The 26521-nt window shown below is 39.9% G+C and carries 25 protein-coding genes and 1 riboswitch; of the genes, 18 read left to right on the plus strand and 7 right to left on the minus strand.

Annotated features, from left to right (window positions below):
- Nucleotides 1–33: 33 nt before the first annotated feature.
- The 4 genes from IE339_RS03005 (at nt 34) to IE339_RS03020 (ending at nt 4322) form a co-directional block, all read left to right on the plus strand.
- The gene (locus IE339_RS03005; protein WP_242173416.1) at nt 34–1788 is read left to right on the plus strand and encodes a phospho-sugar mutase; all 1755 of its coding nucleotides are present in this window, start codon (nt 34–36) and stop codon (nt 1786–1788) included.
- Nucleotides 1789–2021: 233 nt separating this feature from the next.
- On the plus strand, nt 2022–3158 hold the full coding sequence (locus tag IE339_RS03010; protein ID WP_242173417.1) for a GAF domain-containing sensor histidine kinase: 1137 nt from the start codon (nt 2022–2024) through the stop codon (nt 3156–3158).
- Complete coding sequence (locus IE339_RS03015; protein WP_053400686.1) at nt 3159–3791, plus strand: response regulator; 633 nt, start codon at nt 3159–3161, stop codon at nt 3789–3791.
- Nucleotides 3792–3815: 24 nt separating this feature from the next.
- Complete coding sequence (locus IE339_RS03020) at nt 3816–4322, plus strand: NADPH-dependent FMN reductase (protein ID WP_242173419.1); 507 nt, start codon at nt 3816–3818, stop codon at nt 4320–4322.
- A 39-nt stretch (nt 4323–4361) separates the two neighbouring features.
- On the opposite strand, the gene IE339_RS03025 is transcribed toward IE339_RS03020, so the two are convergent.
- The 4 genes from IE339_RS03025 to IE339_RS03040 all read right to left on the minus strand — a co-directional run bounded on the left by IE339_RS03025 (nt 4362) and on the right by IE339_RS03040 (nt 7474).
- Entirely contained in the window at nt 4362–4976 is a 615-nt protein-coding gene (locus IE339_RS03025) for a biotin transporter BioY (protein ID WP_242173421.1), read from the minus strand.
- A 138-nt stretch (nt 4977–5114) separates the two neighbouring features.
- The gene (locus IE339_RS03030; RefSeq protein WP_242173423.1) at nt 5115–5357 is read right to left on the minus strand and encodes a YhdB family protein; all 243 of its coding nucleotides are present in this window, start codon (nt 5355–5357) and stop codon (nt 5115–5117) included.
- Nucleotides 5358–5531: 174 nt separating this feature from the next.
- Complete coding sequence (locus IE339_RS03035) at nt 5532–6986, minus strand: catalase (RefSeq protein WP_242173425.1); 1455 nt, start codon at nt 6984–6986, stop codon at nt 5532–5534.
- Nucleotides 6987–7186: 200 nt separating this feature from the next.
- Entirely contained in the window at nt 7187–7474 is a 288-nt protein-coding gene (locus tag IE339_RS03040) for an ArsR/SmtB family transcription factor (protein WP_242176092.1), read from the minus strand.
- A gap of 201 nt (nt 7475–7675) precedes the next feature.
- Between IE339_RS03040 and IE339_RS03045 the strand changes: the two genes are divergently transcribed.
- The 8 genes from IE339_RS03045 to opp4A all read left to right on the plus strand — a co-directional run bounded on the left by IE339_RS03045 (nt 7676) and on the right by opp4A (nt 17600).
- Nucleotides 7676–9085 carry a SpoVR family protein gene (locus IE339_RS03045; RefSeq protein WP_242173427.1) on the plus strand — a complete coding sequence of 470 codons (1410 nt, stop codon included), beginning with the start codon at nt 7676–7678 and terminating at the stop codon, nt 9083–9085.
- A 141-nt stretch (nt 9086–9226) separates the two neighbouring features.
- Nucleotides 9227–10093, plus strand: coding sequence for a YihY/virulence factor BrkB family protein (locus tag IE339_RS03050; RefSeq protein WP_242173429.1), 867 nt, complete (start codon nt 9227–9229; stop codon nt 10091–10093).
- A 41-nt stretch (nt 10094–10134) separates the two neighbouring features.
- Entirely contained in the window at nt 10135–11247 is a 1113-nt protein-coding gene (locus IE339_RS03055; protein ID WP_242173431.1) for an AI-2E family transporter, read from the plus strand.
- 707 nt (nt 11248–11954) lie between these two features.
- Nucleotides 11955–12983 (plus strand): ABC transporter ATP-binding protein, encoded by a 1029-nt coding sequence (locus IE339_RS03060; RefSeq protein ID WP_242173433.1) that lies wholly within the window; start codon nt 11955–11957, stop codon nt 12981–12983.
- On the plus strand, nt 12961–13887 hold the full coding sequence (locus tag IE339_RS03065) for an ABC transporter ATP-binding protein (RefSeq protein ID WP_242173435.1): 927 nt from the start codon (nt 12961–12963) through the stop codon (nt 13885–13887). Before IE339_RS03060 ends, IE339_RS03065 begins: the two co-directional genes overlap by 23 nt.
- Nucleotides 13888–13901: 14 nt before the next feature.
- On the plus strand, nt 13902–14867 hold the full coding sequence (gene opp4B, locus IE339_RS03070) for an oligopeptide ABC transporter permease (protein ID WP_242173437.1): 966 nt from the start codon (nt 13902–13904) through the stop codon (nt 14865–14867).
- 16 nt (nt 14868–14883) lie between these two features.
- Nucleotides 14884–15786: an ABC transporter permease gene (locus tag IE339_RS03075; protein WP_242173439.1), complete on the plus strand. Its 903-nt coding sequence runs from the start codon at nt 14884–14886 to the stop codon at nt 15784–15786.
- A 17-nt stretch (nt 15787–15803) separates the two neighbouring features.
- Complete coding sequence (gene opp4A / locus IE339_RS03080) at nt 15804–17600, plus strand: oligopeptide ABC transporter substrate-binding protein (RefSeq protein WP_242173441.1); 1797 nt, start codon at nt 15804–15806, stop codon at nt 17598–17600.
- A 39-nt stretch (nt 17601–17639) separates the two neighbouring features.
- Here the strand turns inward: opp4A and IE339_RS03085 are convergent, their stop codons facing one another.
- Nucleotides 17640–18629 carry an NADPH:quinone oxidoreductase family protein gene (locus IE339_RS03085; protein WP_242176093.1) on the minus strand — a complete coding sequence of 330 codons (990 nt, stop codon included), beginning with the start codon at nt 18627–18629 and terminating at the stop codon, nt 17640–17642.
- A gap of 221 nt (nt 18630–18850) precedes the next feature.
- Between IE339_RS03085 and modB the strand changes: the two genes are divergently transcribed.
- Entirely contained in the window at nt 18851–19507 is a 657-nt protein-coding gene (modB, locus tag IE339_RS03090; protein WP_242173443.1) for a molybdate ABC transporter permease subunit, read from the plus strand.
- A gap of 34 nt (nt 19508–19541) precedes the next feature.
- Here modB and IE339_RS03095 read toward each other — a convergent pair whose 3' ends face one another.
- Both IE339_RS03095 and IE339_RS03100 read right to left on the minus strand, forming a co-directional pair.
- A complete protein-coding gene (locus tag IE339_RS03095; protein WP_242173445.1) occupies nt 19542–21425 on the minus strand; it encodes an N-acetylmuramoyl-L-alanine amidase in 1884 nt (627 codons plus the stop codon).
- A gap of 158 nt (nt 21426–21583) precedes the next feature.
- Complete coding sequence (locus IE339_RS03100) at nt 21584–22264, minus strand: C40 family peptidase (protein WP_053400700.1); 681 nt, start codon at nt 22262–22264, stop codon at nt 21584–21586.
- 310 nt (nt 22265–22574) lie between these two features.
- Nucleotides 22575–22671, plus strand: a riboswitch (TPP riboswitch).
- A gap of 77 nt (nt 22672–22748) precedes the next feature.
- Here IE339_RS03100 and tenI point away from each other — a divergent pair.
- Genes tenI through IE339_RS03125 form a run of 5 tightly spaced genes read left to right on the plus strand, consistent with a single transcriptional unit; the run spans nt 22749 to nt 26498 of the window.
- Nucleotides 22749–23372 (plus strand): thiazole tautomerase TenI, encoded by a 624-nt coding sequence (gene tenI / locus IE339_RS03105; protein WP_242173447.1) that lies wholly within the window; start codon nt 22749–22751, stop codon nt 23370–23372.
- Complete coding sequence (thiO, locus tag IE339_RS03110) at nt 23369–24499, plus strand: glycine oxidase ThiO (RefSeq protein ID WP_242173449.1); 1131 nt, start codon at nt 23369–23371, stop codon at nt 24497–24499. The genes tenI and thiO overlap by 4 nt, the downstream gene beginning before the upstream one ends.
- A 6-nt stretch (nt 24500–24505) precedes the next feature.
- Nucleotides 24506–24709, plus strand: a complete 204-nt coding sequence (thiS, locus tag IE339_RS03115) for a sulfur carrier protein ThiS (protein ID WP_242173451.1) — start codon at nt 24506–24508, stop codon at nt 24707–24709.
- 2 nt (nt 24710–24711) lie between these two features.
- A complete protein-coding gene (locus IE339_RS03120) occupies nt 24712–25479 on the plus strand; it encodes a thiazole synthase (RefSeq protein ID WP_242173453.1) in 768 nt (255 codons plus the stop codon).
- Nucleotides 25476–26498, plus strand: a complete 1023-nt coding sequence (locus IE339_RS03125; RefSeq protein WP_242173455.1) for a thiazole biosynthesis adenylyltransferase ThiF — start codon at nt 25476–25478, stop codon at nt 26496–26498. The genes IE339_RS03120 and IE339_RS03125 overlap by 4 nt, the downstream gene beginning before the upstream one ends.
- Nucleotides 26499–26521: the final 23 nt, after the last annotated feature.

Consider the following 26521-nt stretch of genomic DNA (forward strand, 5'->3'; position numbering starts at 1 on the left):
AAAACAAGGATGGCAAAGACGAGGAGGAGAACGATGGGCTGGAGAGAGACTTATGCAACGTGGCAAGAAAGTCAGCGCTTAGATGCTGAAATGAGGGGCATTCTAGAAGATCTTAAAGATGATGAGAAACAGTTGGAAGACTGTTTTTATAAAAATTTAGAATTTGGTACAGGCGGCATGCGTGGCGAAATAGGTGTGGGGACAAATCGTATGAATACCTATACGGTTCGTAAAGCATCTGCAGGATTTGCTCAGTACATCAAAGCCAATGGTGAAGAGGCGATGAATCGTGGTGTGGTGATCGCCTATGATTCAAGACATAAGTCACCTGAATTTGCGATGGAAGCAGCAAAAACGCTCGCAACAAACGGGATCAAAACATATGTATTTAGCGAGCTGCGTCCAACGCCTGAGCTATCATTCGCAGTGCGTCACTTGAATGCATTCGGTGGGATTGTGATCACAGCAAGTCACAATCCTCCTGAATACAATGGATATAAAGTTTATGGACCTGATGGAGCACAGCTACCACCTCATGATGCAGATGAGCTTATTCAATACGTATATGAGTTCAAGGATGAACTAGGCATTGAGGTAGAAGATGAATCTTCTTTAAAGCAACGAGGACTCGTTACGATCATTGACCGTGAAGTAGATGAAGCATATCAAGCAGAGCTAAAAACCATTTTGTTGCATCCTGAGCTTGCACAGGAGCTTGGCGATGAGCTGAAAATTGTTTTTACTCCCCTACACGGTACGGCGAATAAACCGGTTACAGAAGCTTTACAAGCGATAGGATATCAGAATGTAACAGTGATTGCAGAGCAAGCTGTTCCAGATCCAAATTTCTCGACTGTAAAATCACCAAATCCTGAAGACCCTGCCGCGTTCCAATATGCGATTGCGGAAGGTAAAAGAACAAATGCAGATATTTTAATTGCAACAGACCCCGATGCAGATCGACTTGGTATTGCAGTGAAAAATGAACAAGACGAGTATGTGTTGTTAACAGGAAACCAAACGGGAGCACTTCTTCTTCATTATCTGTTAAAAGAAAAGAAAGAAAAGCAGCTACTTCCTAGCAACGGCGTCGTATTGAAAACGATTGTAACGTCTGAACTGGGTGGTAAAATTGCTGAATCTTTCGGATTAGAAGTTGTAGATACGTTAACAGGATTTAAGTTCATCGGTGAAAAAATTAAGCAGTACGAGCGAACGGGTGAGTACACGTTCCAATTTGGCTATGAGGAAAGCTACGGCTATTTGATCGGGGATTTCGCTCGTGATAAGGATGCTGTTCAAGCTGTACTCTTAGCAGTAGAGGCGTGTGGATACTACAAAAAACAAGGTCACACCTTGTATGAAGCTCTGCAGCAGATCTTTAAAGAGTATGGTTACTATCAAGAAGGACTAGAATCTTTAACACTAAAAGGGAAAGAAGGAGCAGAGCATATCAATCAACTCCTTACAAGTTTCCGAGCAAACCCTCCACAGCAGATCGCTGGCAAAAAAGTAGTGACGTTAGAGGACTATTCTACAGGTGAGCGCCACCATATTTTAGATGATCTTAACGAGCCGATCACTCTTCCTAAATCAAACGTATTAAAATTTTATTTAGAAGATGGATCTTGGTTCTGCCTCCGCCCGTCTGGTACGGAGCCAAAGGTGAAATTCTATTTTGGGGTGGTTGGTACCACTGAATCAGAGAGTTCAGAAAGCCTACAGCAAATTAAAGCTGATCTAATGAATCGTGTTCATGAATCATTGAACCAGCTTCAAAAAGCATAAAAAAGAGCGGATTTTTTCCGCTCTTTTTTCTTATGCTTACATTTAAACAAACGTTTGATTGAATGTTTATAAACCTTTGTCTATCAAGACGTTGAGGCTTTTTAAATAAACGTTTGTTTAAAAGGTCCTTCTACAACTTTAGTCGTAGAAAAGTTCAATCCAAAATATGACACGAAAACGTTGTACATATTGATATAATGTAAGTACTAAAACATTAACGGCGAGGGATAGACATGACGAATGATGAATTGAAGGTGCATGAGCTTCGAACGTTAAAGGCAATTGCGGAAACGTTGAACTCAGCGAATGATATTCATACGATGCTAAATGATGTATTAAAAGAAATCCTTTCTTTAACACAACTTGAAGCAGGGTGGATTTATTTAATTGATGAAAAAGGAAACTATTCACTAGCAGCAGATTACGAGCTTCCTGAAGCATTATGCATCGAGTCTAAAAAGCCCATGTGTGAAGGCGGATGCTGGTGTTTGGATCGCTACAATGATGGTCGTCTGAAACGAGCTGCAAATATTATCGAGTGCAAACGATTAGAAGATGCGGTGGAGTTTGAGTGGGGCGATACGCGAGATATTACTCATCATGCTACAGTTCCACTTTTGGCAGGAGATGAGCGCTTTGGACTACTAAATGTAGCGTCTCCTCATAAAAACCGCTTTGTAGAAAAAGAACTTGCGTTATTAGAAGGAATTGCTTATCAAATCGGAACAGCCTTAAAGCGTATTGCTTTGACTCAAAAGGAGCAGGAATCAGCTTTGTTGGCAGAGCGAAACCGTCTTGCAAAAGATCTTCACGACTCGGTTAATCAGCTTCTTTTCTCCATTTCGCTAACGGCGCGAGGAACAAAAGAAATGACAGAGGACGTACAGGTAAAAGAAATGTTGGACTATATCCAGGGTCTTTCAAAAGAAGCTCTTAGTGAAATGAGATCACTCATTTGGCAACTTCGACCTCAAGGTCTAGAGGAGGGAGTAGGAACCGCTTTAGCCAACTATGGAAAGGTATTAGGATTAACGGTTCAAGTAGATGTAAAAGGTGTTCTACAGCTTTCGTTCTCTACAGAAGAAGCACTGTGGCGTATTGGACAAGAAGCCTTAAATAATTGCAGCAAGCACTCTGAGACAGAAGAAATAACCATTGTGATTACAGGTAACTCATCTTATGTATCACTCGAAATTCACGACGACGGAAAAGGATTTCAATACAACGAGGATCAGCCAAGATTAACCTTTGGACTAACGAGTATGAAGGAGCGTGCTGAGAGCCTAAATGGAACGTTTCAAGTAACATCAGCTGCAAATCAAGGAACAACAATCTACATACAAATTCCATTGAAGAGGGAGGGAATGTAAATGAGAATTTTAATTGCAGATGATCATCATGTCGTCAGAAGAGGACTCGTCTTTTTTCTCCGTACACAATCTGACATTGAGATTGTTGGAGAAGCGAAAAATGGCTATGAAGCCGTGGAGCTAGCACAGTCCTTAAAGCCAGATCTCGTCCTAATGGACTTAGTTATGCCAGAAATGGATGGGATTGAAGCGACGAAAAAGCTGACACAGGTGATGCCTGATATTAAAATTTTAATCCTTACCAGCTTTTCAGATCAAGACTATGTGATCCCTGCTATTCGTGCAGGGGCATCCGGTTATCAATTGAAAGATGTAGAACCTGATCAGCTTGTAAAAGCAATACGTGCTGTCTATAACGGAGAAAATCAGCTTCATCCAAAAGTGATGAATCATGTGCTTACTCATGTTACAAATCCTCCTGTTTCTGAAACGAACAAATTGTTGGATCTAACGAAAAGGGAAACAGAAGTGTTAACAGAAATTGCAAAAGGAAAAAGCAACAAGGAAATTGCGTCTGATCTCGTCATTACGGAGAAAACGGTAAAAACACACGTTTCCAACATTTTAGCTAAACTGGACGTAGCGGATCGCACACAGGCTGCTTTATATGCTGTAAAGCAAGGACTCGTCTAATCATAAAACAAAGGGGTATAGAAAATGAAATTTGTTGTTATTAATGGTAGTCCAAGAAAGCACGGAAGAACGGGAATTTTAGCACGCTTTATTAGTCGCACGTATGGGGCACATTTAATTGATTTGAGCACCCACGAGCTTCCATTATTCTCTGGTGAGGAAGAACAGAACGAGTTAAAAAGCGTTCAAGAGCTTCGTCAGGTCGTAAAAGAAGCGGATGGAGTGATTTTAACGACACCAGAATATCATAGCGGCATGAGCGGAGCATTAAAAAATGCGATCGACTTCCTTAGTAGTGAACAATTCAAGTATAAGCCTGTTGCCTTAATGTCAGTTGCAGGGGGAGGGAAAGGCGGCATTAACTCCTTGAACAGTATGCGTATCGTTATGAGAGGCGTATATGCAAATGCGATTCCAAAACAAGTGGTTTTTGATCCTCACTGCTTCGTTCGTGAAGAGGATACGCTAATTGACGATGCAGCGAAATTAGTGGCAGAAGCAATGGAAGAATTAAAAATGTACGTGCGCTAACGCAAGAAAAAGACCGCCAACGATAAGCGGTCTTTTTTATTAACTAATTTTGTGCTGTGTAGCCTGCTTCGTTTTAAAATAAGTGGTGTTGCGTAACGCTTTATAAATTCGTAGACCAATGAATGCACAGAAGAGAGTGAAGACTAAGTCCTTCAAAGCAAACAAGGCCATGATGTTCCATGCTGCTGCATAAGAAATAGGTGCATGAATCCATGTTTTAAGAGCAAGGTACATTAAGTTTGTACCAACTAAGTAAATCATGACAACTCCTGCAAGGGAAGCGATAATAAAGGTAGAAAGAGAATAATTTCCTTTTAATTCAACTACTTTCCCAGCTGCATAAGCTCCGAAAATATACGAAACAATAAATCCGCCCGAAGGACCTAAAAGCGAATCAAAGCCACTACCAAATTGAGCAAATACGGGAGCTCCTGCTAAACCAACGATCATATATACGGTCATTGATAAAGCGCCAATTCTACTACCAAGCAACAAACCAGCTAGTACGGTAAAGAAAGGCTGCATAGTAAGTGGGATGTTGGCTACTTGTAAGAAGGGGGCAAATGATGTAATGTTTGCACCAATAGCCATTAGCGCAACAAACATAGCCGCCATTGTTAAATCAATTGTTCGCAACTTTTGTCTTTTCTCCATAGTGGTCACCTCTTCATTATGTATCTAATCCAAATCTTAAAAGCAAACGCCTTTTATGTCAACTTATTTTTTGTAATAGTTAACAAAAAACCACCTTTTTCATTTTCCTCAGAATCAGGAAGATGAAAAAGGTGGTTGTTATATTTCATCGACTAGCATTTCTACACCGTTTAATTCAGACGCATGGTCGATGTATCGTAATAATGAATAGAGCTCTTCTTGAATCACGCGATAATTCCGTTCAAAATTATAGGCGTGAAGGAAATGCTCAATTTTCTTTGATAAAAAATCGTCCTCTGTACGAACCATTAAAACCAGCAGATTATCCCATTGAGAACGGTGGGTATAATAGAGGGCTTTATCGTAATCCATATCATCCATGACATTACCTCCTTTGAGGAGTCCTTTATATTTTGTGATAAATCCTCTAAATTTTTACGCTGAAAATGTTGGACGAATCTCCTCATAAAAAAGCGCCCGTCTAGGGTATGAAGATACCTTAGACAGGCGCTGATAAGCATAAATAGATCTGATAGTTGGAATACTAGCCCTATATTAAGTAGCTAAATATTCGTGTATATCCACTTTTAAGGAATCAGCAAGACGCTGTCCGAATTCGCGATCGGCCCGGATGAAGTTGCAGATTGCCAAAAGCTTTGTTTTTTCATTTACGTCTTTTAAATCGTCTGTTAGGTTTTTAATCAAATTGTCCTTTTCAGAATCTGTATAACGTCGATAACGCTCACCAGCCTGTTGAAAATCGTTTGGTTTATCGATTTTTTCTCTCGTGATGTGACCGTGTGCTGGTTGTGTGCTGTCGCGGTACGCTGGAGCCTCTGGTAAGTACGAGTCGCGATTAGGCTCGTAGTTAATCGTTGATTCAGGCGTTTTTGTTTGCATAAATCCATCGCGCTGATGATTCTGAACAGAAGCATAAGGGCAATTAATCGGAATTTGTAAGTAATTTGGTCCTAGACGATGTCTTTGGGTATCTGGATACGAAAATAGCCGAGCCTGAAGCAGTTTGTCTTCTGAAGGCTCAATCCCTGGCACAAGCGCACTTGGTGAAAAGGCAGCTTGTTCAACTTCAGCAAAGAAGTCTTTTGGATTTTTATCAAGCGTCATTGTCCCAACTTTTTTCAAAGGATATGTATCCTCTGACCAAGTTTTCGTTGGATCACACGGATCATAGTCCAGCTTATCATAGTCATCCAACGGCATAATTTGGACGTACATGTCCCATTTCGGATGATCACCTTTTTCGATATGTTCGAAAAGATCTCTCGTTGCATGGTTGAAATCTTCTTTCTGAATTTCTGCCGCTTCTTCCATTGTTAAACTCTTCACACCTTGATGTGGCTTCCAGTGGTATTTCACATATACTGTTTCCTCATCTGCATTTATCCATTTGAAAGCATGAACGCCGAAGCCTTCCATTTGACGATAGTTTGCTGGCGTACCCAAATCGGAAAACAGCCATGTCATCATATGAGTTGATTCAGGAGTTAGCGTCATAAAATCCCAGTATCGATCGGGATCCTGGATATTTGTATCAGGAGCAGGTTTTAACGAATGAACCATATCAGGGAACTTGATTCCGTCCCGTATGAAAAATACCGGAAGATTATTTCCAACTAGGTCATAGTTTCCTTCTTCGGTGTAAAACTTCGTTGAAAAGCCACGCGGGTCGCGAAGCGTTTCAGGTGATCCTTTTGGATGAATAACGGTTGAGAATCGAACAAATACAGGTGTTTCTTTTCCTTCCTCCTGTAAAAACGCTGCTTTCGTGTATTGCTTCATGCTGTTTTCAACCGTAAACACACCATGTGCTCCAGCTCCTCTAGCATGTACAACACGTTCAGGAATACGTTCTCTATCAAAATGTGCAATCTTTTCAATAAGATGATAATCCTCGATAAGCGTAGGTCCTCGATTTCCTACGGTACGAGAATTCTGGTTGTCGCCTACGGGTGTGCCTTGATTCGTCGTTAAATGGTTCTTCTTTTCCACTTTTCTTCCTCCTCGTTAAAAACGGATTGGCATCGTAATGAAGCAATATGTATAAAATTCCTTCATATCCGATTGTTTCTAGTATTTAAATACCTCAAATACACACCTCTAAACTTCGAATTGTCGTCGCATAAAAAATGGCACAAAAAAGAACATCATAGACTGATGTTCCTCCTAAAAGTTCACAATAGAATTCTCTATTATAAGCACGTATCTTCAATTTTATTAAGAAGCGATTTTAATTTGGCAACAGAATCATCCAAAGAAAGGTAGTAGTAGCGCTGTGTTCCTACTTTTGTAAGAGAAACGAGCCCTGTATCCCGGAGAATTTTTAGATGATGAGAGACGGCCGGTCGTGACAACGTAAGCTGATTTGTAATGTCGTTCACATTAACTTGTTCATGCTGTGACAAAATCATAATAATATCCTGCCTTGCGGGATCGCTCAGTGCCTGGAAAATTGGAATACTGTTTCGAAACAAAGCCATTGCTTCATCGTGCTCTGGACCAGATGTATAAGTCACGAGAGTACACCTCAGTTCGTTAGTTTAAATGTTTAAACATAATGTACCGAATCAATCAAAGAGAAAAAAAAAAGCAAGGGACAGGTCTACGTTAAGCAGAAACTTTGTACATGATTTTGAGATTTAAACATAAATTTCAAGTAAGGGAAGAAAGGGGAGATGGAAGTGCGGGAAGAAGAGCAAAAGCAACTTCAGTATGCGATACAGGAAATTACCGAGATTGCCAAAGGATTTGGACTCGATTTTTATCCGATGCGTTATGAAATTTGTCCGGCAGATATCATTTATACGTTCGGGGCATATGGAATGCCTACGCGTTTTTCTCACTGGAGCTTTGGGAAGCAGTTTTATAAAATGAAGCTTCATTATGATTTAGGATTAAGTAAAATCTATGAACTTGTTATTAACTCTGATCCATGCTACGCGTTTTTACTTGATTCAAATGCACTGATACAAAATAAATTAATTGTGGCTCACGTCTTGGCACACTGCGATTTCTTCAAGAATAATTATCGGTTTGTCAATACGAAGCGAGATATGGTAGAGAGTATGGCGGCAACGGCTGACCGCATTAAGCACTATGAAATTTCCTATGGGAAAAAGGAAGTCGAGACGTTTTTAGATGCGATCCTATCGATCCAAGAGCATATTGATCCATCCCTCATGCGTGCAAAGTTGTCTTGGAGCATGGAAGATGATGAAGAGGGAGGCTTTAATAGCGACAGCCCTTATGATGATTTGTGGAACCTTGATTACAAGGATCGAAAAAAACCAAAAGTCGAAAAGCAGAAAAAGAAGTTTCCACCACAGCCGGAAAAGGACATTCTCTTATTTATTGAGCAATATAGCCGTGACCTAGAGGACTGGCAGCGTGATATTTTAACGATGATGCGAGAGGAAATGCTTTATTTCTGGCCGCAGCTCGAAACAAAAATCATGAACGAAGGCTGGGCGTCGTATTGGCATCAGCGCATTATCCGTGAGATGAACCTCACAAGCAATGAGGCTATTGAGTTTGCCAAATTAAACGCAGGCGTCGTGCAGCCATCTAAAACGGGGATCAACCCGTATTATCTTGGTCTTAAAATCTTCGAAGATATTGAAGATCGCTATGACAACCCAACAGCTGATATGAAAAAGCGCGGTGTTAAAGCGGGAAGCGGCCGTGAGAAGATGTTTGAAGTGAGGGAAGTGGAATCAGATATCTCGTTTTTACGCAACTATTTAACGAAGGATCTTGTGATGCGTGAAGATATGTACCTCTTCCAAAAACAAGGAAAAGACTATAAGGTTGTTGATAAGGAATGGACGAAGGTTCGTGATCAGCTCGTTGGAATGCGTGTGAACGGAGGATTCCCGTACATTACAGTTAATGATGGTGATTACCTTCGCAACGGCGAGCTATACTTAAAGCACTGGTATGAAGGAATTGAGTTAGATACAAAGTATTTGGAAAAGGTAGTCCCGTACGTATATCAACTATGGGGAAGAACCGTTCATCTTGAAACGGTGTTAGACGGACGTGAAGTCATGTTTTCCTACGATGGGAAAAACATTCATAAAAAGAATCTCTGAAAAAGTCGCTGCGTGTCAGCGGCTTTTTTCCATAATATTTGAAGTTTATGAGAGTCGAAAGAGGGAATTGAAAACATTAATAAACCCTATCATTAATAAGAAAAATTAAATAACCAAAAGGTTTTGAGGTGAGAGATGAATATGATAAAAGAATTGATGGAAAGAATAAAAATAAACGAAGTAAGTGACTTGGCGGCAGTTTTAGCCTACTATTTCTTGCTTTCTCTTTTTCCACTGCTGATCTTTATGGTTTCGATCCTTCCGTACTTTTCATTGGATGCCACTGAAATTACAGACATTATTAAGCAATACGCTCCTGGGGAAACAGGGGATATGCTGACAAGCCATATTGGTGAGCTGCTTAACAATCCTCACGGCGGTCTGCTCTCCTTTGGGATTCTAGCGACACTATGGTCTGCCTCAAACGGTGCAAACGCACTAATGCGATCGTTGAACAAGGCGTTCCTTGTAGAGGAAACCCGACCGTTTTGGAAGGTTAGACTTCATGCCCTTATCATGACGGTAGGATTGGTTCTAACGTTTGTTATCACGCTTGCACTTCCTATATTCGGAAGCGTAATTATTGATTTTGTCAGCAGCTATCTACCATCTGTAGCAGACAATCAAATTGTTTTAAATATTAGTCGCTTTATTTTTTCTTTCCTTACTATGTGTGCAGTATTAACTGTTTTATATATGCTCGCACCAAACGAAAAAGTAACTTTCAAAGAAGCGTATCTAGGAGCAATTGTTGGCACGGTACTTTGGCAAGTTATTTCTCTCGCTTTTTCTTTTTATGTTTCGCAATTTGGGAACTTCAACGCGACTTATGGAAGTCTAGGGGCTGTGATTGTGCTACTAACATGGTTGTACCTTTCTGGATTTGCCATTTTAATTGGAGGGGAAATTAACGCAATTCGTCAATGCCGCGTCTCAGGCAAGAAATGCATTAGTCGCTCCAACGTAGGCTTGGGCAATCAACAGCACTCTGAAAGAGTAAGCTCTTAAACAAAAGCAAATTAATTTAATAGGTAATAGGAGAACACCTTATGTTTATAAAATCAAGATTCCAATTTTGGACATTTCAAATTTTAATGATCGTTCTTATTGTCTTTATCTGTACGAAGATGTCTTTTTTATTCACACCGATTGTCGTGTTTATTTCAACCATCTTCCTACCGATTATCGTAGCAGGATTCCTATACTTCCTGTTTAGCCCTGTGGTTGGGTTTTTACAGAAAATAAAAATTCCGAAAGTATTAGCTATTTTGCTTCTTTATATTGTATTCATCGGAATTATTACGCTGATTGTTAATTTAGTAGGACCACTTTTAGTGTCACAAATTACAGAGCTAATTAATAGCATCCCGAAAAACATCGATAAAATCCAAAGCTATATGAATCACTTGTCTCATACAAAGTGGTTCAAGTGGACGATCAATCAAGATTACGTCCCGCTTGATAAAGCAAAGGATTGGGCGATGAATGCATCTCCGGGATCATCTCATACGGTGACCAACAGTCTTCAAAATATTTTCGGAATGGTCACAAATTTGGCGTTAACTATCGTAACGGTACCATTCATTTTGTTTTATATGTTAAAAGACGGAAATCGACTTCCGAAAGCAACAATGCGTTTCTTCCCAGCCTCTTATCGTGAAGAAGGCCTAACAATTATGGAAGAAATGAACAAAACCCTTGCTGTTTACATTCAAGGACAAATGCTTGTTGCGCTATTTGTAGCTGTTGTTACTTCGATCGGCTATTTTATTATCGGGTTGAAATATGCGCTTCTTCTAGGAGTGTTAGTAGGGATTACAAACATCATCCCGTATCTAGGGCCATTTATCGGAGTTACACCAGCTGTTATTATTGGCCTGTTGGACTCACCTTTTAAAGCGGTATTGGTGATTGTTGTTGTCGTAATCGTACAACAGCTAGATGGACACTTAATTTCACCGTTAGTGATTGGAAAACGATTGGATACGCATCCGTTGACCATTATCGTTTTACTATTAGTTGCAGGGAAACTAGCAGGACCTATTGGCATGATTTTAGCAATTCCAACGTATGCGGTAGCAAAAACGGTCATTCTGCATTTGGCACGATTGATAAAATTACAAAGACGATATAAAAAATTGCAGCATGATCCGATCGAGTAGAGACTATGATAGAATAATAAAAAAGACAGCTATAAAAGCTGTCTTTTTTCTGTTGTTTTTTGTGGAAAAAAGTAAGTTGTAATAACAAAGGCCTACAGTTTCGACAAAAAATTTACAAACAAATATAATAATAAAATTTAAAATCATTATGAAAAATTCTAATAATTATTTTTTTGGGAAAACAATTTTAAAACTTATGGGAAGAATAAAAACCCTTATAAACGGCATTTTAACAATAAATTAACATAAAATTGGTTGAAAATGTAATAAAATATCTCTTCCATCATCGACATTATATGTAAAAATAGTCTTGACATATAGTAGATATATCCATAATAATAATATTAATAAAATATATTTAAATTTTTCCGAAATTTTAAATTATAAAAATAATTCCGGAACATTCCTACTAACTATACTCGGTACAAAAGTCACCTTTTATATAAACCAAATGCGCTTTTAATTATCTAACTTTTCTGACATGATAATGACAAGCAATGAGGTAGAAGGTGCGTCTTGCTAATTAAAAAAAGAAAAAGCAGGGACACAGGCAATAATTCATTGCTTCGAAAACCAAGTATAAATGTAGGAATAGTTGTATTAAAAGCTGAAAAATATCAGCTGGTCAAGCAAACGATCACTCTTGTCAAAAAGATCTTAAGGACTGCAACAGTTCTTGTCGTGACAGAAGTAACAGGAGGCTAGTTATGGGGGAACATTTGTTAGAAATTAAAAATTTATCAACATCGTTTAAAATTAAAGATAAGTATTATGCCGCTGTTGATGATGTATCCATTACGGTCAATTCGAACGAAATTGTAGCTATAGTAGGGGAATCTGGATGTGGAAAAAGTGCTTTGGCTCTGTCTATTAACAGGTTGCATAATAGTGAAAGAACAAAGATGGATGGAAAAATCTTATATAAAGGTAAAGATGTTTTAAGTCTATCTAATGCTCAAATGAATAAGTATAGAGGGAAAGAAATTAGTATGATCTTTCAGGAGCCGTTAACAGCTCTTAATCCTCTAATGACTATAGGGAAACAAATTGAAGAGAGTTTATCTTATCATACTGATCTTTCGAAAAATCAGCGAAAAGATCGTGCATGTGAACTGTTAGATCAAGTTGGGATTCCGAAGCCTGAACTGACGTACAAGCAGTTTCCACATGAACTATCTGGTGGGATGAGACAACGTGCGATGATTGCGATCGCGATTGCTTGTAATCCTTCGCTTATTATTGCGGATGAACCAACAACAGCGTTAGACGTAACGATTCAAGCGCAAATTTTAGATTTACTCAAATCGATTCAAGAAGCAAATGGTATGGGAGTTGTTCTCATTACGCATGATTTAAGTGTTGTAGCTGAAGTAGCGGATCGAGTGGTTGTGATGTACGCGGGGCAAGTAATTGAAACAGGGACAGTTGATGAAATCTTTAATCGTCCTCAACACCCATATACTCGTTCACTACTTAACTCAGTTCCTACTACTACAAGTGTTCAAAATCGTCTTCATGTTATTGAAGGGGTTGTGCCATCTCTTGTGAACCTTCCAAGAAAAGGCTGTCGCTTCAAAGGCCGTATTCCATGGATTGAAGATGCATTGCATGAGGAAACACCGGAGCTTCATGAAGTATTTCCTGGCCATCATGTAAGATGTACATGCTATAAGCACTTTTATTTCAAAAATGCCGAAGGAGAAGAGATCAGCCATGACATTGCTCAGAGTAAATAATCTAAAGGTCTATTTTCCCATAAAGGGCGGCTTCTTTAAACGCGTTGTCGGGCACGTAAAGGCTGTTGATGACGTTTCGTTTGAACTACAAGCTGGTGAAACGTATGGATTAGTAGGAGAATCAGGAAGCGGAAAATCGACTACTGGTAAAGCTATTATGGGACTAAACAAGATTACTAGTGGAGAGGTTCACTTTGGAGGTAAAGACCTTGCTTCACTAAGCAAAAGTGAGTTTAAGCCTTACAAAAAAGACATCCAAATGATTTTTCAGGACCCATATTCATCTTTAAATCCTAAAAAGCGTCTAATTGATATTATATCAGAACCGCTTCGTAATTTTGAACGCATGTCTCCTACGGAGGAGAGAAGAGTTGCTCAGGAATATTTAAGTAAAGTGGGTTTACCGCCTGATGCAATTTTTAAATACCCTCATGAATTTTCAGGAGGACAAAGACAGCGTATTGGAATTGCTAGAGCGCTTACGCTGAAGCCGAAGCTAATTATTGCAGATGAGCCTGTATCAGCACTAGACGTATCTGTACAAGCTCAGGTTCTGAATTTCTTACAAGATTTGCAAAAGGAATTTAACCTCACATACCTATTTATAGGTCATGACTTAGGAGTAATTCGACACATGTGTACACGAATGGGCGTTATGTATCGAGGCCGTCTTGTAGAAGAAGGAACAAGTGATGAAATATATGAAAACCCTCAGCACATCTATACGAAACGACTAATTGCGGCTATTCCTGATATTCGACCTGAATATCGAGAGGAATCCGTGAGCTTCAGAAAAGACGTAGCTAAGGAATATAAAGAATCCTATAGTACTTATTTTGACAAAGACGGAAGAGCGTTCGACTTGCAGCCTGTTTCAAATACACATCGAGTCGCATTGCCATAAGGAGAGGGAAAATTATGATAAAACTAATTTTACGACGCATATTAATTATGATCCCTCAGCTTTTTATTGTCAGTGTAATCGTTTTTGCTTTAGCAAAAGCTATGCCAGGGGATGCTTTAACTGGTAGAGCAATGAATCCAAACGCAGATCCTAAAGTACTCGAAGAACAAAGAGAGAAGCTAGGATTGAACGATCCAGTATCAACTCAATACGTACGATGGATTAAAAATGTTGCTCAAGGGGATCTTGGTAAATCATATACTCATAAACTAGCAGTTACAGATATTATTGGAGATCGTCTAGTCAATACAATTTGGCTTGGTATTTTAACATTAATTTTAACCTATGCACTAGCCATTCCAATGGGAATTGTGAGTGGACGCTGGAATGATAGGTGGCCAGATAAATTAGTTACCGGTTATAACTATTTAACATTTGCCACACCGTTATTTATCTTTGCACTTGTTGTGTTATTCCTATTTGGATTTAAATGGGATTTGTTCCCTACTAGTGGTTCAGTAGATCCTCAAGTAGAAGCAGGGACGTTTGCTTACTTTTTAAGTAAGATTAACCATATGATTTTACCAGCTTTTTCACAGGCATTAATTGCCACAACTGTTACGGTTCAGTATCTACGAAATGAAATTATTGAAACAAAATTCAAGGATTTCCCTCGAACAGCACGTTCTAAAGGGGTACCTGAATCAAAAGTATACTCTAGCCATATCTTGAGAAACTCCCTATTACCGGTTGCAGCCTTTTTAGGATATGAAATTACAGGTGTAATCGGAGGCGCTGTTTTTGTTGAAAACATCTTTGGTTATCCAGGAATTGGTCAGCTGTTTGTATCTTCTATTAATCTACGTGATTATAGCGTAGTAACAGCGCTCGTTTTAATGACTAGTCTTGCAACGCTAGTTGGAACGCTTTTATCGGATATGATTTTAAGCTGGGTAGATCCACGGATTCGCATCGAGTAGGGGGGAGAATAGAATCATGGAAGTAGTAAGAAAAGATGCCGCTATTGAGAAATTAGAAAAAAGTCCTTCGGGATTTAGAATTGTTTGGAATGAATTCAAAAAAGATAAATTGGCAATGGGATCGTTAGCGTTATTAGCTCTTGTGTTATTAGGAGTCTATGGTGTTTCTCTATTCTTGAGCCAGGAAGAAATTGTAAGAATTGATTTCTTTGCTATCCATGAGCCACCATCAGCTACACATTGGTTAGGTACTGACTACGGTGGACGTGATATTTTTGGTCAATTAATTATTGGAACAAGAAACTCTTTTACAATTGGACTATGTATTACGGTAATTACGGTTATTGTGGGGCTAACTTTAGGTCTACTGGCAGGATATTTTGGAGGCATTATTGACAACATTATCATGCGTTTAATCGACTTTATTTTAGCACTTCCGTTCTTAATGCTTGTTATCGTGTTTGTAGTAGTAGTTCCAACTTTCTCAATCTCTTATTTCATTTTGATCATGTCTGCTTTTCTGTGGGTGGGAAAAGCAAGGCTCATACGATCAAAGGTGCTAGCAGAGAGAGAATTAGATTATGTATCAGCATCTCAAACGTTAGGAACGCCACACTGGAAGATTATTTTATTCCAAATTCTCCCTAATGTAAGTTCTTTAATCGTTGTTAACTTCACGTTAAATCTTGCAGGAAACATTGGGATTGAATCAGGTCTTACCTACCTAGGGTTCGGTCTTCCAGAAAGTACACCGAGCTTGGGGACACTCGTAAGTTATGCAAGTAATCCAGATATTCTTCAAAATAAATGGTGGGTTTGGGTACCAGCATCAGCAATGATTTTAGTTCTGATGTTAAGTATAAATTTTATCGGCCAAGCTTTAAATAGAGCGGCCGACGCTAGACAGAGAAAAGCCTAAAAGGGGGAAAAAATATTATGGGTATCAATTCAGTTAGAAAAGTATTAAGTACATTGGCTGTATCATCACTTTTATTAGCTGCTTGTGGTGGCAATGAAGAAGGAAGTGGAAAGAACGCAAGCACAACACCAAAGGGACCTGCTCCCAAACAGGTAGAAACGTCTAAATTCTCCACTAGCTTAACAAACGATAAAAAGGCTGTTGATGGTGGAACATTTACTTACGGTTTAGTTTCTGACACTCCATTTGAAGGGGTTTTAAATCGTTTGTTCTATGAAGGTGCTCCAGACTATGAAGTTATTCAATTCTTCGATGAAAGCTTATTAGATGCAGACGAAAACTATATTTATAATCAAGATGGTGCTGCGACATATAAACTGTCTGAAGATAACAAAACAATTACGTTAAAAATTAGAGATAATGTAAACTGGCATAATGGAGATCCTGTAACTGCTGAAGATCTTGAGTATGCTTATGAAGTAGTTGGTAGCAAAAAATATGCTGGTCCTCGTTATGATGCTCAAACACAGGGCATTGAGGGTATGACAGAATACCACGATGGAAAAGCAAAGAAAATTTCTGGAATTAAAGTAATCGACGAAAAAACAATTTCCATTACGTTCAAAGAGGCTAATCCGTCAGTATTAACTGGTTTAATGACAAGCCCACTACCTAAGAAATATTTAGCTGGCATTCCTATCGATAAGTTAGACTCTAGTGATCAAATTCGTAAAAAGCCAATCGGTTTTGGACCATTTAAGATCAAGAAAATGGTTCCTGGTGAATCTGTTGAATTTGAACGCAACGATGATTACTACCGTGGAAAACCAAAGTTAGACAAAGTTATCTTAAAAGTGGTTAACCCTTCTGTAGTAGCTGCTTCTCTAGAGAAAGGTGATATCGACTTTGCTGAAATTACTGCTGATCAGTACGAAAGTGCAGAAAAGTTAAAAAATATTGAAGTTATTGGTAAAGTAGGCCTTGCTTATACTTATATCGGCTTCAAACTAGGTCATTATGATGCTGAAAAAGGCTTAAACGTAATGGATAACCCTAAATTTGCTGACAAGCGTGTTCGTCAAGCGTTTGGATACGCAATCGATAATAAAACAGTTGGTGAGCGTTTCTACAAAGGCTTACGTTTCCCAGCTAATACAGTAATTCCACCATCATTCCCGAAATATCATGATGATAAGGTTAAAGGATTCACGTATGATCCTGAAAAAGCGAAGAAATTATTAGATGAAGCTGGATTCAAAGATACAGATGGTGATGGCTTACGTGAAGATGCAGATGGTAAGAAGTTTAAAATTAACTTCGCTACTATGAGTGGTACAGACATCGCTGAGCCGTTAGCACAGTACTATATTCAAGCATGGAAAGCGGTTGGCTTAGACGTACAGCTATTAGATGGACGCTTAGTCGAATTTAACTCATTCTATGATATGTTAGAAAAAGATGATCCAAAAGTAGACATTTATCAAGGTGCGTGGGGAACTGGTTCAGATCCAGATCCATCTGGAATTTGGGACAAAACGGCTCCATTTAACTACAACCGCTGGGTAAATGATGAAAATGACAAGCTTTTAAAAGAAGGTATTTCTCCAAAAGCGTTCGACGAGAAATATCGCCAAGACGTATACAACAAATGGCAAGAGCTGATTGCTGATGAGGCACCATCTATTCCGACGCTTTATCGTTTTGAAATCTTCGGAGCGAATAAACGCGTGAAGAATTATGATCTTCAAGGTGGAGCTTCAGAACATTGGTGGGATGTTTCAGTTACAGATGATAAACCAGAAACAAGCAAATAATGTTAACACTCAAGAGGCGAGTATTCGCCTCTTGTTTTTTTATATGCGGACAATCATTCGCCCAGTTAAGCTTCCTTCTAAGATCTGTGGCAATACTTCAGGCATTTCACCGAGTGTGAGTTCACGGTGAACAATATCTTCTAACTGAGCTGGTTTTAAATCAGATGCCATACGTTCCCACAGCTTTCTACGTAATGACATAGGACAGTACACGGAATCAATCCCAAGTAAATTTACGCCCCGTAAAATGAAGGGAAATACGGCAGTGGGCACTTTGGCTCCGCCAGTTAAACCGCTGACTGCAACAGAACCACCGTATTGCATTTTACTTAACACAGACGCAAGCTGCTCTCCACCAACAGGATCGACGGCTCCTGCCCATTTCTGACGATCGAGTGCTTTTAGTTTCCCGCTATACACATCATCTCTTGTTAAGACATTCGTCGCACCAAGAGACGTTAAATAATCGTGTGCGGAACTTTTGCCGCTGCTAGCCTCTACCGTATAACCACGCTTTGCAAGCATTGAAACGGCTAAACTACCGACACCACCCGTTGCCCCCGTTACAAGAACAGGACCTTTTTCAGGCGAAAGTCCATTTTCTTCTAGACGATGAACAGAAAGAGCGGCTGTAAAACCGGCCGTTCCTAGAATCATCGCTTCTTTTAGCGTCAGTCCATCTGGAAGAGGAACGACCCAATCTGCTGGCACGCGCGCGTATTCACTATAACCACCAAAATGCGTTACGCCAATTTCATAGCTCGTTGCGATAACTGGGTCACCCTCTTGAAAACGCTCATCTGTAGAAGACATAACGATTCCAGCGAGATCAATTCCTGGCACGAATGGATAGGACGACACAATTTTCCCATCCGGTGTTCCGGCTAAACCATCTTTATAATTGACGCCAGAGTAATATACTTTGATGAGTACATCTCCTTCAGGGAGATCGCTTTGACTGAGTTCTTTTATCGAAAGAGAGAAACCTTCTTCTGTTTTATCTGCTACAAGTGCTTTAAATGTATGGATCACGTGTATCACTCCTTAAAAATGAGAGAGTTAATAATGATGTACCCCTTTTAAAAACATAAAATCATGAAATAATAAATTTTAAACATTTATATGAATCTTTCTAAATCACTCGATAAGCCTTTAGTTTCAGGTCGCCTACCTATGATACGTGATTTTTAAGCTGTTTTCTAATAAAATGAATGTAGGATTTATCGTGAGAAGTGGAAAGGAACGGATTTATGACAACAAACTTTTGGTCTCCGCTTCAGCTTTCTCTGGAGATATCGGTAGTAGCAGGAATAATCGTTATTATTTTAGGTATTTTATGCGCTAGATTGATGGCAAGGAAAACGTTTAGAGGGAAAGCCGTAGTGGAAACGATCTTTCTACTGCCTCTTGTACTGCCTCCATCAGTCGTTGGTTTTTTATTAATTGTTGTATTCGGGCAACATAGTCCGTTAGGAAGAGCGATCGAATGGGTGTTTCATCAGCCCATTATTTTTACGTGGTGGGCGGCAGTTATTTCAGCAATTGTCGTGGCGTTTCCACTCATGTATCAATCCGCACGGACAGGATTAGAGGCAGTGGACCGTGATATTGAAGATGCCGCACGTGTAGATGGAGCAGGGGAATGGAAGGTATTTAGAAGCATATCGATCCCGCTTGCGATAAAGTCAATTGTAGCCGGAGGAGTTCTTAGCGTGGCAAGGGCACTAGGGGAATTTGGGGCAACCCTTATGTTTGCAGGTAATATCCCTGGAAAGACGCAGACGACCCCTACAGCTATTTACTTAGCGATTGATTCTGGCAATATGCACTTAGCATGGCTATGGGTGCTAAGTATGATTGGAATCTCATTTTTGATGTTAATTATCGTTAATCTTATACGTGATTAAAAAACGAACGATGCAAGGGCATCGTTCGTTTTGATTAGTTTTCAATTACATCAACATCTTCAGCTTTTACAAAAGCATAGCGATGGTTGAGATGAATACGATAGTATTCGTCCTTGCCATAGACCATTTTATGAACGCCGTATGGATTTAACGTATACGTCGTGGCGTTATAAAAGTCGCTGTTTGCTTTTTCAGCTGCCACGTAATATTGTCCTTCGCTAATCGTATATTGTAGCGGTACGTTATCACGCGGGGTGACATCTTCCGGATAGACAGATGCTTCAGGATACGCAGCTCCGTATACTGGAATATTTTGTTTTCCTTTTTTCGGTGTAATAAGCGTTCCTTTTACATGAGCTGTATATCGGTTGTTCGGATTAAAAAACCAAACTTTTTGTCCGCCATACCAAATTGCATTCCAATCACCTTTTGTTTCGGCTAATGCAAAGGTTTGTCCGGCTTTCCCTTTATTCCCCCAATCAAGCGCTTGTTGACTACCGCCAAATTTAAGGGCTGGGTCATGAAAGAGGGGAGCATCCAAGCTCGGCTCGGTATAGAAATAGATAAAATTAGCAGACTGCATCGCTGGGGACGCATCGCTTACTACCGGCTTATTCGTTTTAAAATGTGGTGTTAATGTCACAATTGTAGACGATGGTTTCCCTTTTGAAGCTGTAATGGGTGCTCCCACAAGCTGCATATAATGTTCCCAATCCCAAAATGGACCAGGATCTGAATGCATGGCACTTTGTCTAGCAGGGGATAGTCCAGGTACTTCCTCATGACCAATAATATGAGCACGATCAAGCGGAATATTGTATTTATGACCTAAATAGCGAACAAGCTTTGCAGAAGAGCGGTACATCGGTTCACTAAACCACGTTGCACCTTGTAGGGCGTAGCCTTCATGCTCAATTCCGACTGAGTGCATATTAAAGTACCAATTACCTGCGTGCCAGGCGATGTCCTTATTGTGCACCATCTGTGTAACATGGCCGTCAGAAGAGCGTACGACGTATTGGGAGGTGGCAGAGTAAGGATTTGCAAATAAGCGAACCGTACCGTCATAGCTCGTCTCAGTATCGTGAATGACAATATAGCGAATATCAGGTCCAAACGAAGGACGATCAGCTACATCATAATTGCTATAGTCACTTGGGTTGGCACTTTTTTGCTCGTAAAAAGCGGGAACGTAGTCACAGGAAACGTTCGCTGGACATTCAGCACGGTTGTATACCTTGTCTTTAGTCATTTTCTTGGCGCTTTTTAAGTTCGGCTTGGTCGGTGAAGCTCCCATACTAATTCTTTGTCCATCAGTCGTTGTATGTACGATACCTGTTTGAATGGTGTTATATACGTCATCTGCAAATTCTAGCGCTGCGTTCGTATCTTTTGATTGACTGTAGCGTGCTACTGCACCGTACCAGTCTTCTTCAGCCTTTGGGATGCTTCCGGTTCCTTCTTTTGCATAGTTAGCAAGTAAAGCTGCTGCTCCTCGTATATTTTGAACAGGATTTTTTTTCAGTACGTCTGTTTTTTCGTGGATTAACTCTGCTGCCTGCTGTAAAGGCTGTTTGGAAACAGAACTTGACCCGTCACCTTTTAAATCATCCGTGAGCGTAGTAGGGAGATCAACTAAGTGCATCGGCCCGTACCCACCAGAAGTGCTAGGGTTTCCATCATGATCTTCAAATTGTGAGAGATTATAAGATAGAGAGAGAAGAACGCGCAACGGGACATGGAATTCTGTCGCTGCTTTTTGAAACTCGTTTTGTAACAAATGAGGTGAGCTCATATTTTGTTGGTTTGATACGCTCGTTCTAGTATCGGCACTCGATAGAAGTGAACCTGAAAAGATAACGGTTGTTGCTATAGATAGAGAAGTGAAATGATGAAACCACTTTTTTCTTTTTTTCAAACGTAAAACCCTCCTTTATTCATTTAGAGAGTTAATTGGCTAGTAATTTGTCGAATTCCTTTATAAAATGCAGAAATGAGAAGAAGAGACTAGGGGAACGTAAAAAAGCTAATCCAATTGGATTAGCTTTTTTGCTAGGGTTGTACTTTTAATAAGATTTAGCGAACGCTTTTAGCACCCATATAGCGTTTTGACCAATAGCTGTTACTTAAAGAAGCAATAGATACGCCCTGTGAGGAGGAGCTATGAATAAACTTGCCATTTCCTACGTAGATCCCCGCATGGGATGCACCGCTTGTGTAAGTATGGAAGAATACGATATCTCCTGCTTTTGGTGAAGAAACTTTAGAGCCCTTCTGATAAATACCCGCAACTGTTCTTGGTAATGTCACGCCAGCGCTTTTTTTGTATACATAGTTTAAGAACCCACTGCAGTCAAAACCGCTTGGTGTTGTACCGCCCCATTTGTAAGGAACGCTCATGTATTTTTTCGCTGTGCTAATAACAGAAGCAGAGCTGTAAGAAACAACACCTTTTACGCTTGAAGTTGGTTTTGAAACAACGCCAAGTGCTTTAAAAGTTCCTGCTCCGACAACACCATCTGCACCTAGGCCACGGCTTTTTTGAAAAGATTTTACGGCAGCAGCAGTAGCTGATCCGAAATATGTAGTTGTTGTGCCTTTAAAATAACCTTTTGATTTCAATACGCTTTGAAGTTGTTTAACCTCTGTATGTGTCATGCCTTGTTTTAATGTATGATCACCTAATGCAGCTTGTCCAACTACTGGACTAGCTAATAGGATGCCTGCAAGTGTTAAACTTGAAATAAGTCGTTTCATCTTTTTAAGTACCCCCTGAAAATATTTCCTGTCTCTCTAAGTAATTCATATTCTATCATTATTCGACAGTGTTTTAGGTTACAGTTATATTACAAAATAACTACAAAATGATAAAATATTCAAAAAACGGGTATGTTAAGTAAGATGTAGTTCTGTTTTTGCGAAAAAATTGTCTCCTTTTATCTTTGTTTGGTGCTTTAGTAGGTGTGATAAAAGCATTGAATGTCGATATTTGAGATAACAAGAAATTACCTTAAGCATAGACAAACAAATCTCTTATGTTATACTTAATTGGAAAACTTTATAATATTACGAACACTAGGGGAGCCATTTGGCTGAGACGATTATTCGGACCCTTTGAACCTGATCTGGTTTGTACCAGCGTAGGGAAGTGGTGAAGCAGGACTTTTATTCTGAATGAACTAACCACTCTACGCGTAGAGTGGTTTTTTGTGTTTACTAGACTAAATAAGGGAGAATGACCGTGACGCATACACCTACTTTTCACGTTGTAACGACTGGCAGATTGTCTAGTGAGGATCTTTGTTCTATTCTTCAAAGAATTCATCCTTACGTGGACGCCATTCACATCAGAGAAAAAGAGAAGACAGCAATCGAGCTTTATAGATTGATTGAGTCTCTGCAACAATCGGCTGTTCCTTTAGACAAATTAATAGTAAATGATCGCGTGGATGTAGCGGTCTTATCTAAAATATGGGGTGTTCAGCTGGCTTATCATAGCCTAGAAGTTGAAGTAGTCAAACAAGAATTTCTAAATCTACATGTGGGGAAGTCGGTACATAGTCTTCAAGAAGGACTTGAAGCGGAGAAGCAAGGAGCTGATTTTCTTCTCTATGGTCATATTTATCATACGAATTCAAAGCAGAATTTGCAGCCAAGGGGAATACATGGTCTAGAGACTATTGCTCGTTCCGTACGCGTACCTGTCATCGCACTTGGTGGTATTCAACCTCATCATGTTCAAGAAGTGATGGAGGCAGGTGCGCATGGTATAGCGGTGATGTCAGGAGTATTTCAATCACCGAACCCTTTTGAAAGAGTTAAACAGTATCAAAGCGAACTGCTGAAATGGAGTGAGAAGAGATGAAGCGAAACTATGACGTGGTTGTTGTTGGTGGTGGGGTAATTGGTTGTTCAATCGCTTATCACTTGTCCAAATCTGGAGTAAAGGTAGCGGTTCTTGAAAAGCAAACGATTGGTTGTGAGGCTTCTTGCGCAGCTGCCGGTATTTTAGGAGCACAGGCAGAAATTGATGAAGAAGGACCACTATTGGAATTCGCGTTAGAAGGACGAGAACGATTTAAAGAGCTTGCTGGTGAATTGAAATCCATAACAGGTGTTGATATTGAACTTGTTCAAGAAGGGGTGTTAAAAACAGCAACGACCGAGCTCGAAGCGATTACCTTACAAAATAAGGTGAAACAGCACAGGCGCTGGGATCAGAATGTTTCTTGGTTGAACCAAAACGATGTCTTACAGTATGAGCCGCATCTCTCACCTACTTTACACGGGGCTATGTACATTCCAAATGATGGTCAAATTATGCCTAAGAAGTTAGTAGAGGCATTTCACAAGGGGTGTATTTACTACGGAGTAGATTTTTATGAAGAAACCAACGTTCAAAAGCTTCTTATCAGTGAATATAAAGCCTACGGAGTAGAAATAGAGGGTGAGGCTATTTACGGAGAAAAGATTGTTATTGCCACTGGTGCGTACGCCAATCAATTTCTAAAAGAATGTTCACCTAGCGTCAATGTTTTCCCTGTAAAAGGCGAGTGTTTATGTGTGCAGAGTGAGAAGCCTCTGCTTTCTAAAACCATTTTTTTAGAGGAAGGGTTTTATTTAGTACCAAAATCAAATCATCGTATTTTCATTGGCGCGACAAAGCTTCCACATGTGTTTCAAAAAAAGGTTTCTCTTGGCGGAGTCGCTTCCTTAATTGCGAAAGCAGAGCAACTTCTGCCTTCTATTAAGGAGGCGAGCTTAATTGATTATTGGGCTGGTCTTCGTCCACAGACGGATGATGGTTATCCGTATTTAGGAGAGCATCCGACAGTAAAAAGCTTGTTTATGGCGTGTGGACATTTTCGAAATGGAATTTTACTTAGTGCGATTACGGGTGAAGTGATGGCTTCCTTAATAAAAGATAATGAGATGAACCCCGTCTATCGACAAGCTTTTTCGATTGAGAGACTAGATCAAACGGTGAGGTGAAAAAAAGTGAACGTGAAAATTAATGGTGAAGATGTAAAGCTTCATTCATCTATTGAAACGGTTCAAGAACTGCTAACATTTTATGAATTTGAAAAACGAGTTGTTATTGTAGAAGTAAACGCAGACATTTTACAAAAAGGTCAACATGACCAAACAATCTTAAAAGACGGCGATCATATTGAAATCGTCTCATTTGTAGGAGGAGGATGAAGATGTTAAAAATTGGACCATATGAATTTCAATCACGTTTATTATTAGGCACAGGGAAGTTTGGAGACTTTGCAACTAAAAAGAAGGCAGTAGAGGAATCAGGTACAGAGATTTTAACCTTTGCTGTTAGAAGAATGAATATTTTCGAAAAAAATCAGCCGAACTTCTTAGAAGAGATCGATGTAAACCGATATACGCTTTTACCAAATACAGCGGGAGCTAAGACGGCAGAAGAAGCGGTGCGAATTGCAAAATTAGCAAAAGCATCAGGGTTATGTGATATGGTAAAGGTAGAGGTTATTGGTTGTGACAAAACGTTATTGCCAGACCCTGTTGAAACCTTAAAAGCAAGTGAACAATTATTAAACGAAGGATTTATCGTATTACCATATACGTCAGATGATGTCGTTCTAGCACGTAAACTTCAGGAGCTGGGGGTTCATGCGATTATGCCAGGTGCTTCTCCAATCGGAACGGGCCAAGGAATTATTAATCCGCTAAACTTAAGTTTTATTATTGAGCAGGCTCGTGTTCCAGTGATCGTTGATGCGGGAATAGGCTCAGCCTCAGACGTTGCAAAAGCAATGGAATTAGGGGCGGATGGAGTGCTGCTTAATACAGCTGTGTCAGGCGCACAGGACCCGGTGAAGATGGCTCGTGCAATGAAGCTTGGAATGGAGGCTGGTCGTGCATCATTTGAAGCGGGTAGAATACCTGTAAAACGGTATGCATCTGCAAGCAGTCCGATGGAAGGAATGAGTATGAGTTGAGCAGTGAGCGTTATTCAAGACAGGAGCTTTTTACGCCAATCGGAAAAAGCGGGCAAGAAAAGATCGTAAGTAAGCACGTGTTAATTATCGGTGCCGGAGCGCTTGGTACAGCAAGTGCTGAAGCTCTTGTTCGTGCCGGTGTAGGCACGGTTACTATTATTGACCGGGATTATGTGGAATGGAGCAATCTGCAGCGTCAGCAGTTGTATACAGAGGAGAATGCTGAACGTCGTACACCAAAGGCGGTGGCAGCAAAAAATCGTCTTCAAGAGGTGAACTCATCTGTGAACATCCATGCTCACGTCATGGATGGCAATATAGAAGAATTAGAGAGCCTCATCACACAAGGTGTGGATGTCATTATTGATGCGACCGATAACTTTGATACAAGGTTGATTATTAACGACTTAGCACAAAAGCATCAAGTACCGTGGGTGTACGGAGCATGTGTTGGTAGTTATGGGATTAGCTATACAATTTTACCAGGTGAGACGCCTTGCTTATCCTGCTTATTAGATACTGTACCAATGGGCGGAATGACGTGCGATACGGTTGGGATTATTTCTCCAGCTGTTCAAATGGTCGTTTCTTATCAAGTAACGGAGGTGCTGAAGCTTCTAGTTGAAGACAAAGCTTCTCTTCGTAAAAAGCTCGTTTCGTTTGATCTATGGAAAAATCAGCATACGATGATTGCGGTTGATAAAGTGAAAAAAGCAGATTGTCCATCATGTGGTGAGCATGCGACATATCCTTTTTTAGCATACGAAAACCAAACAAAGACCGCTGTTTTATGTGGTCGTAACACGGTGCAGATCCGCCCAGCAGAGGGAATGAAGCGCTCATTAGATGCGATAGCAGAGAGCCTTCGTCCTCACGGAAAATTGGAGCAAAATCCGTATTTAGTTTCATTAACAATGGATGAAAAGCGTCTTGTTGTTTTTCAGGATGGTCGAGCCTTTATTCACGGTACGAATGATATCTCAGAGGCCAAAACGATTTATTACCGGTATTTAGGATAGAAAAGCCATCAAGAAAGGAGCAT

It is taken from the genome of Priestia koreensis (genome assembly GCF_022646885.1).
In the GTDB taxonomy this organism is placed as follows: Bacteria; Bacillota; Bacilli; order Bacillales; family Bacillaceae_H; genus Bacillus_AG; species Bacillus_AG koreensis_A.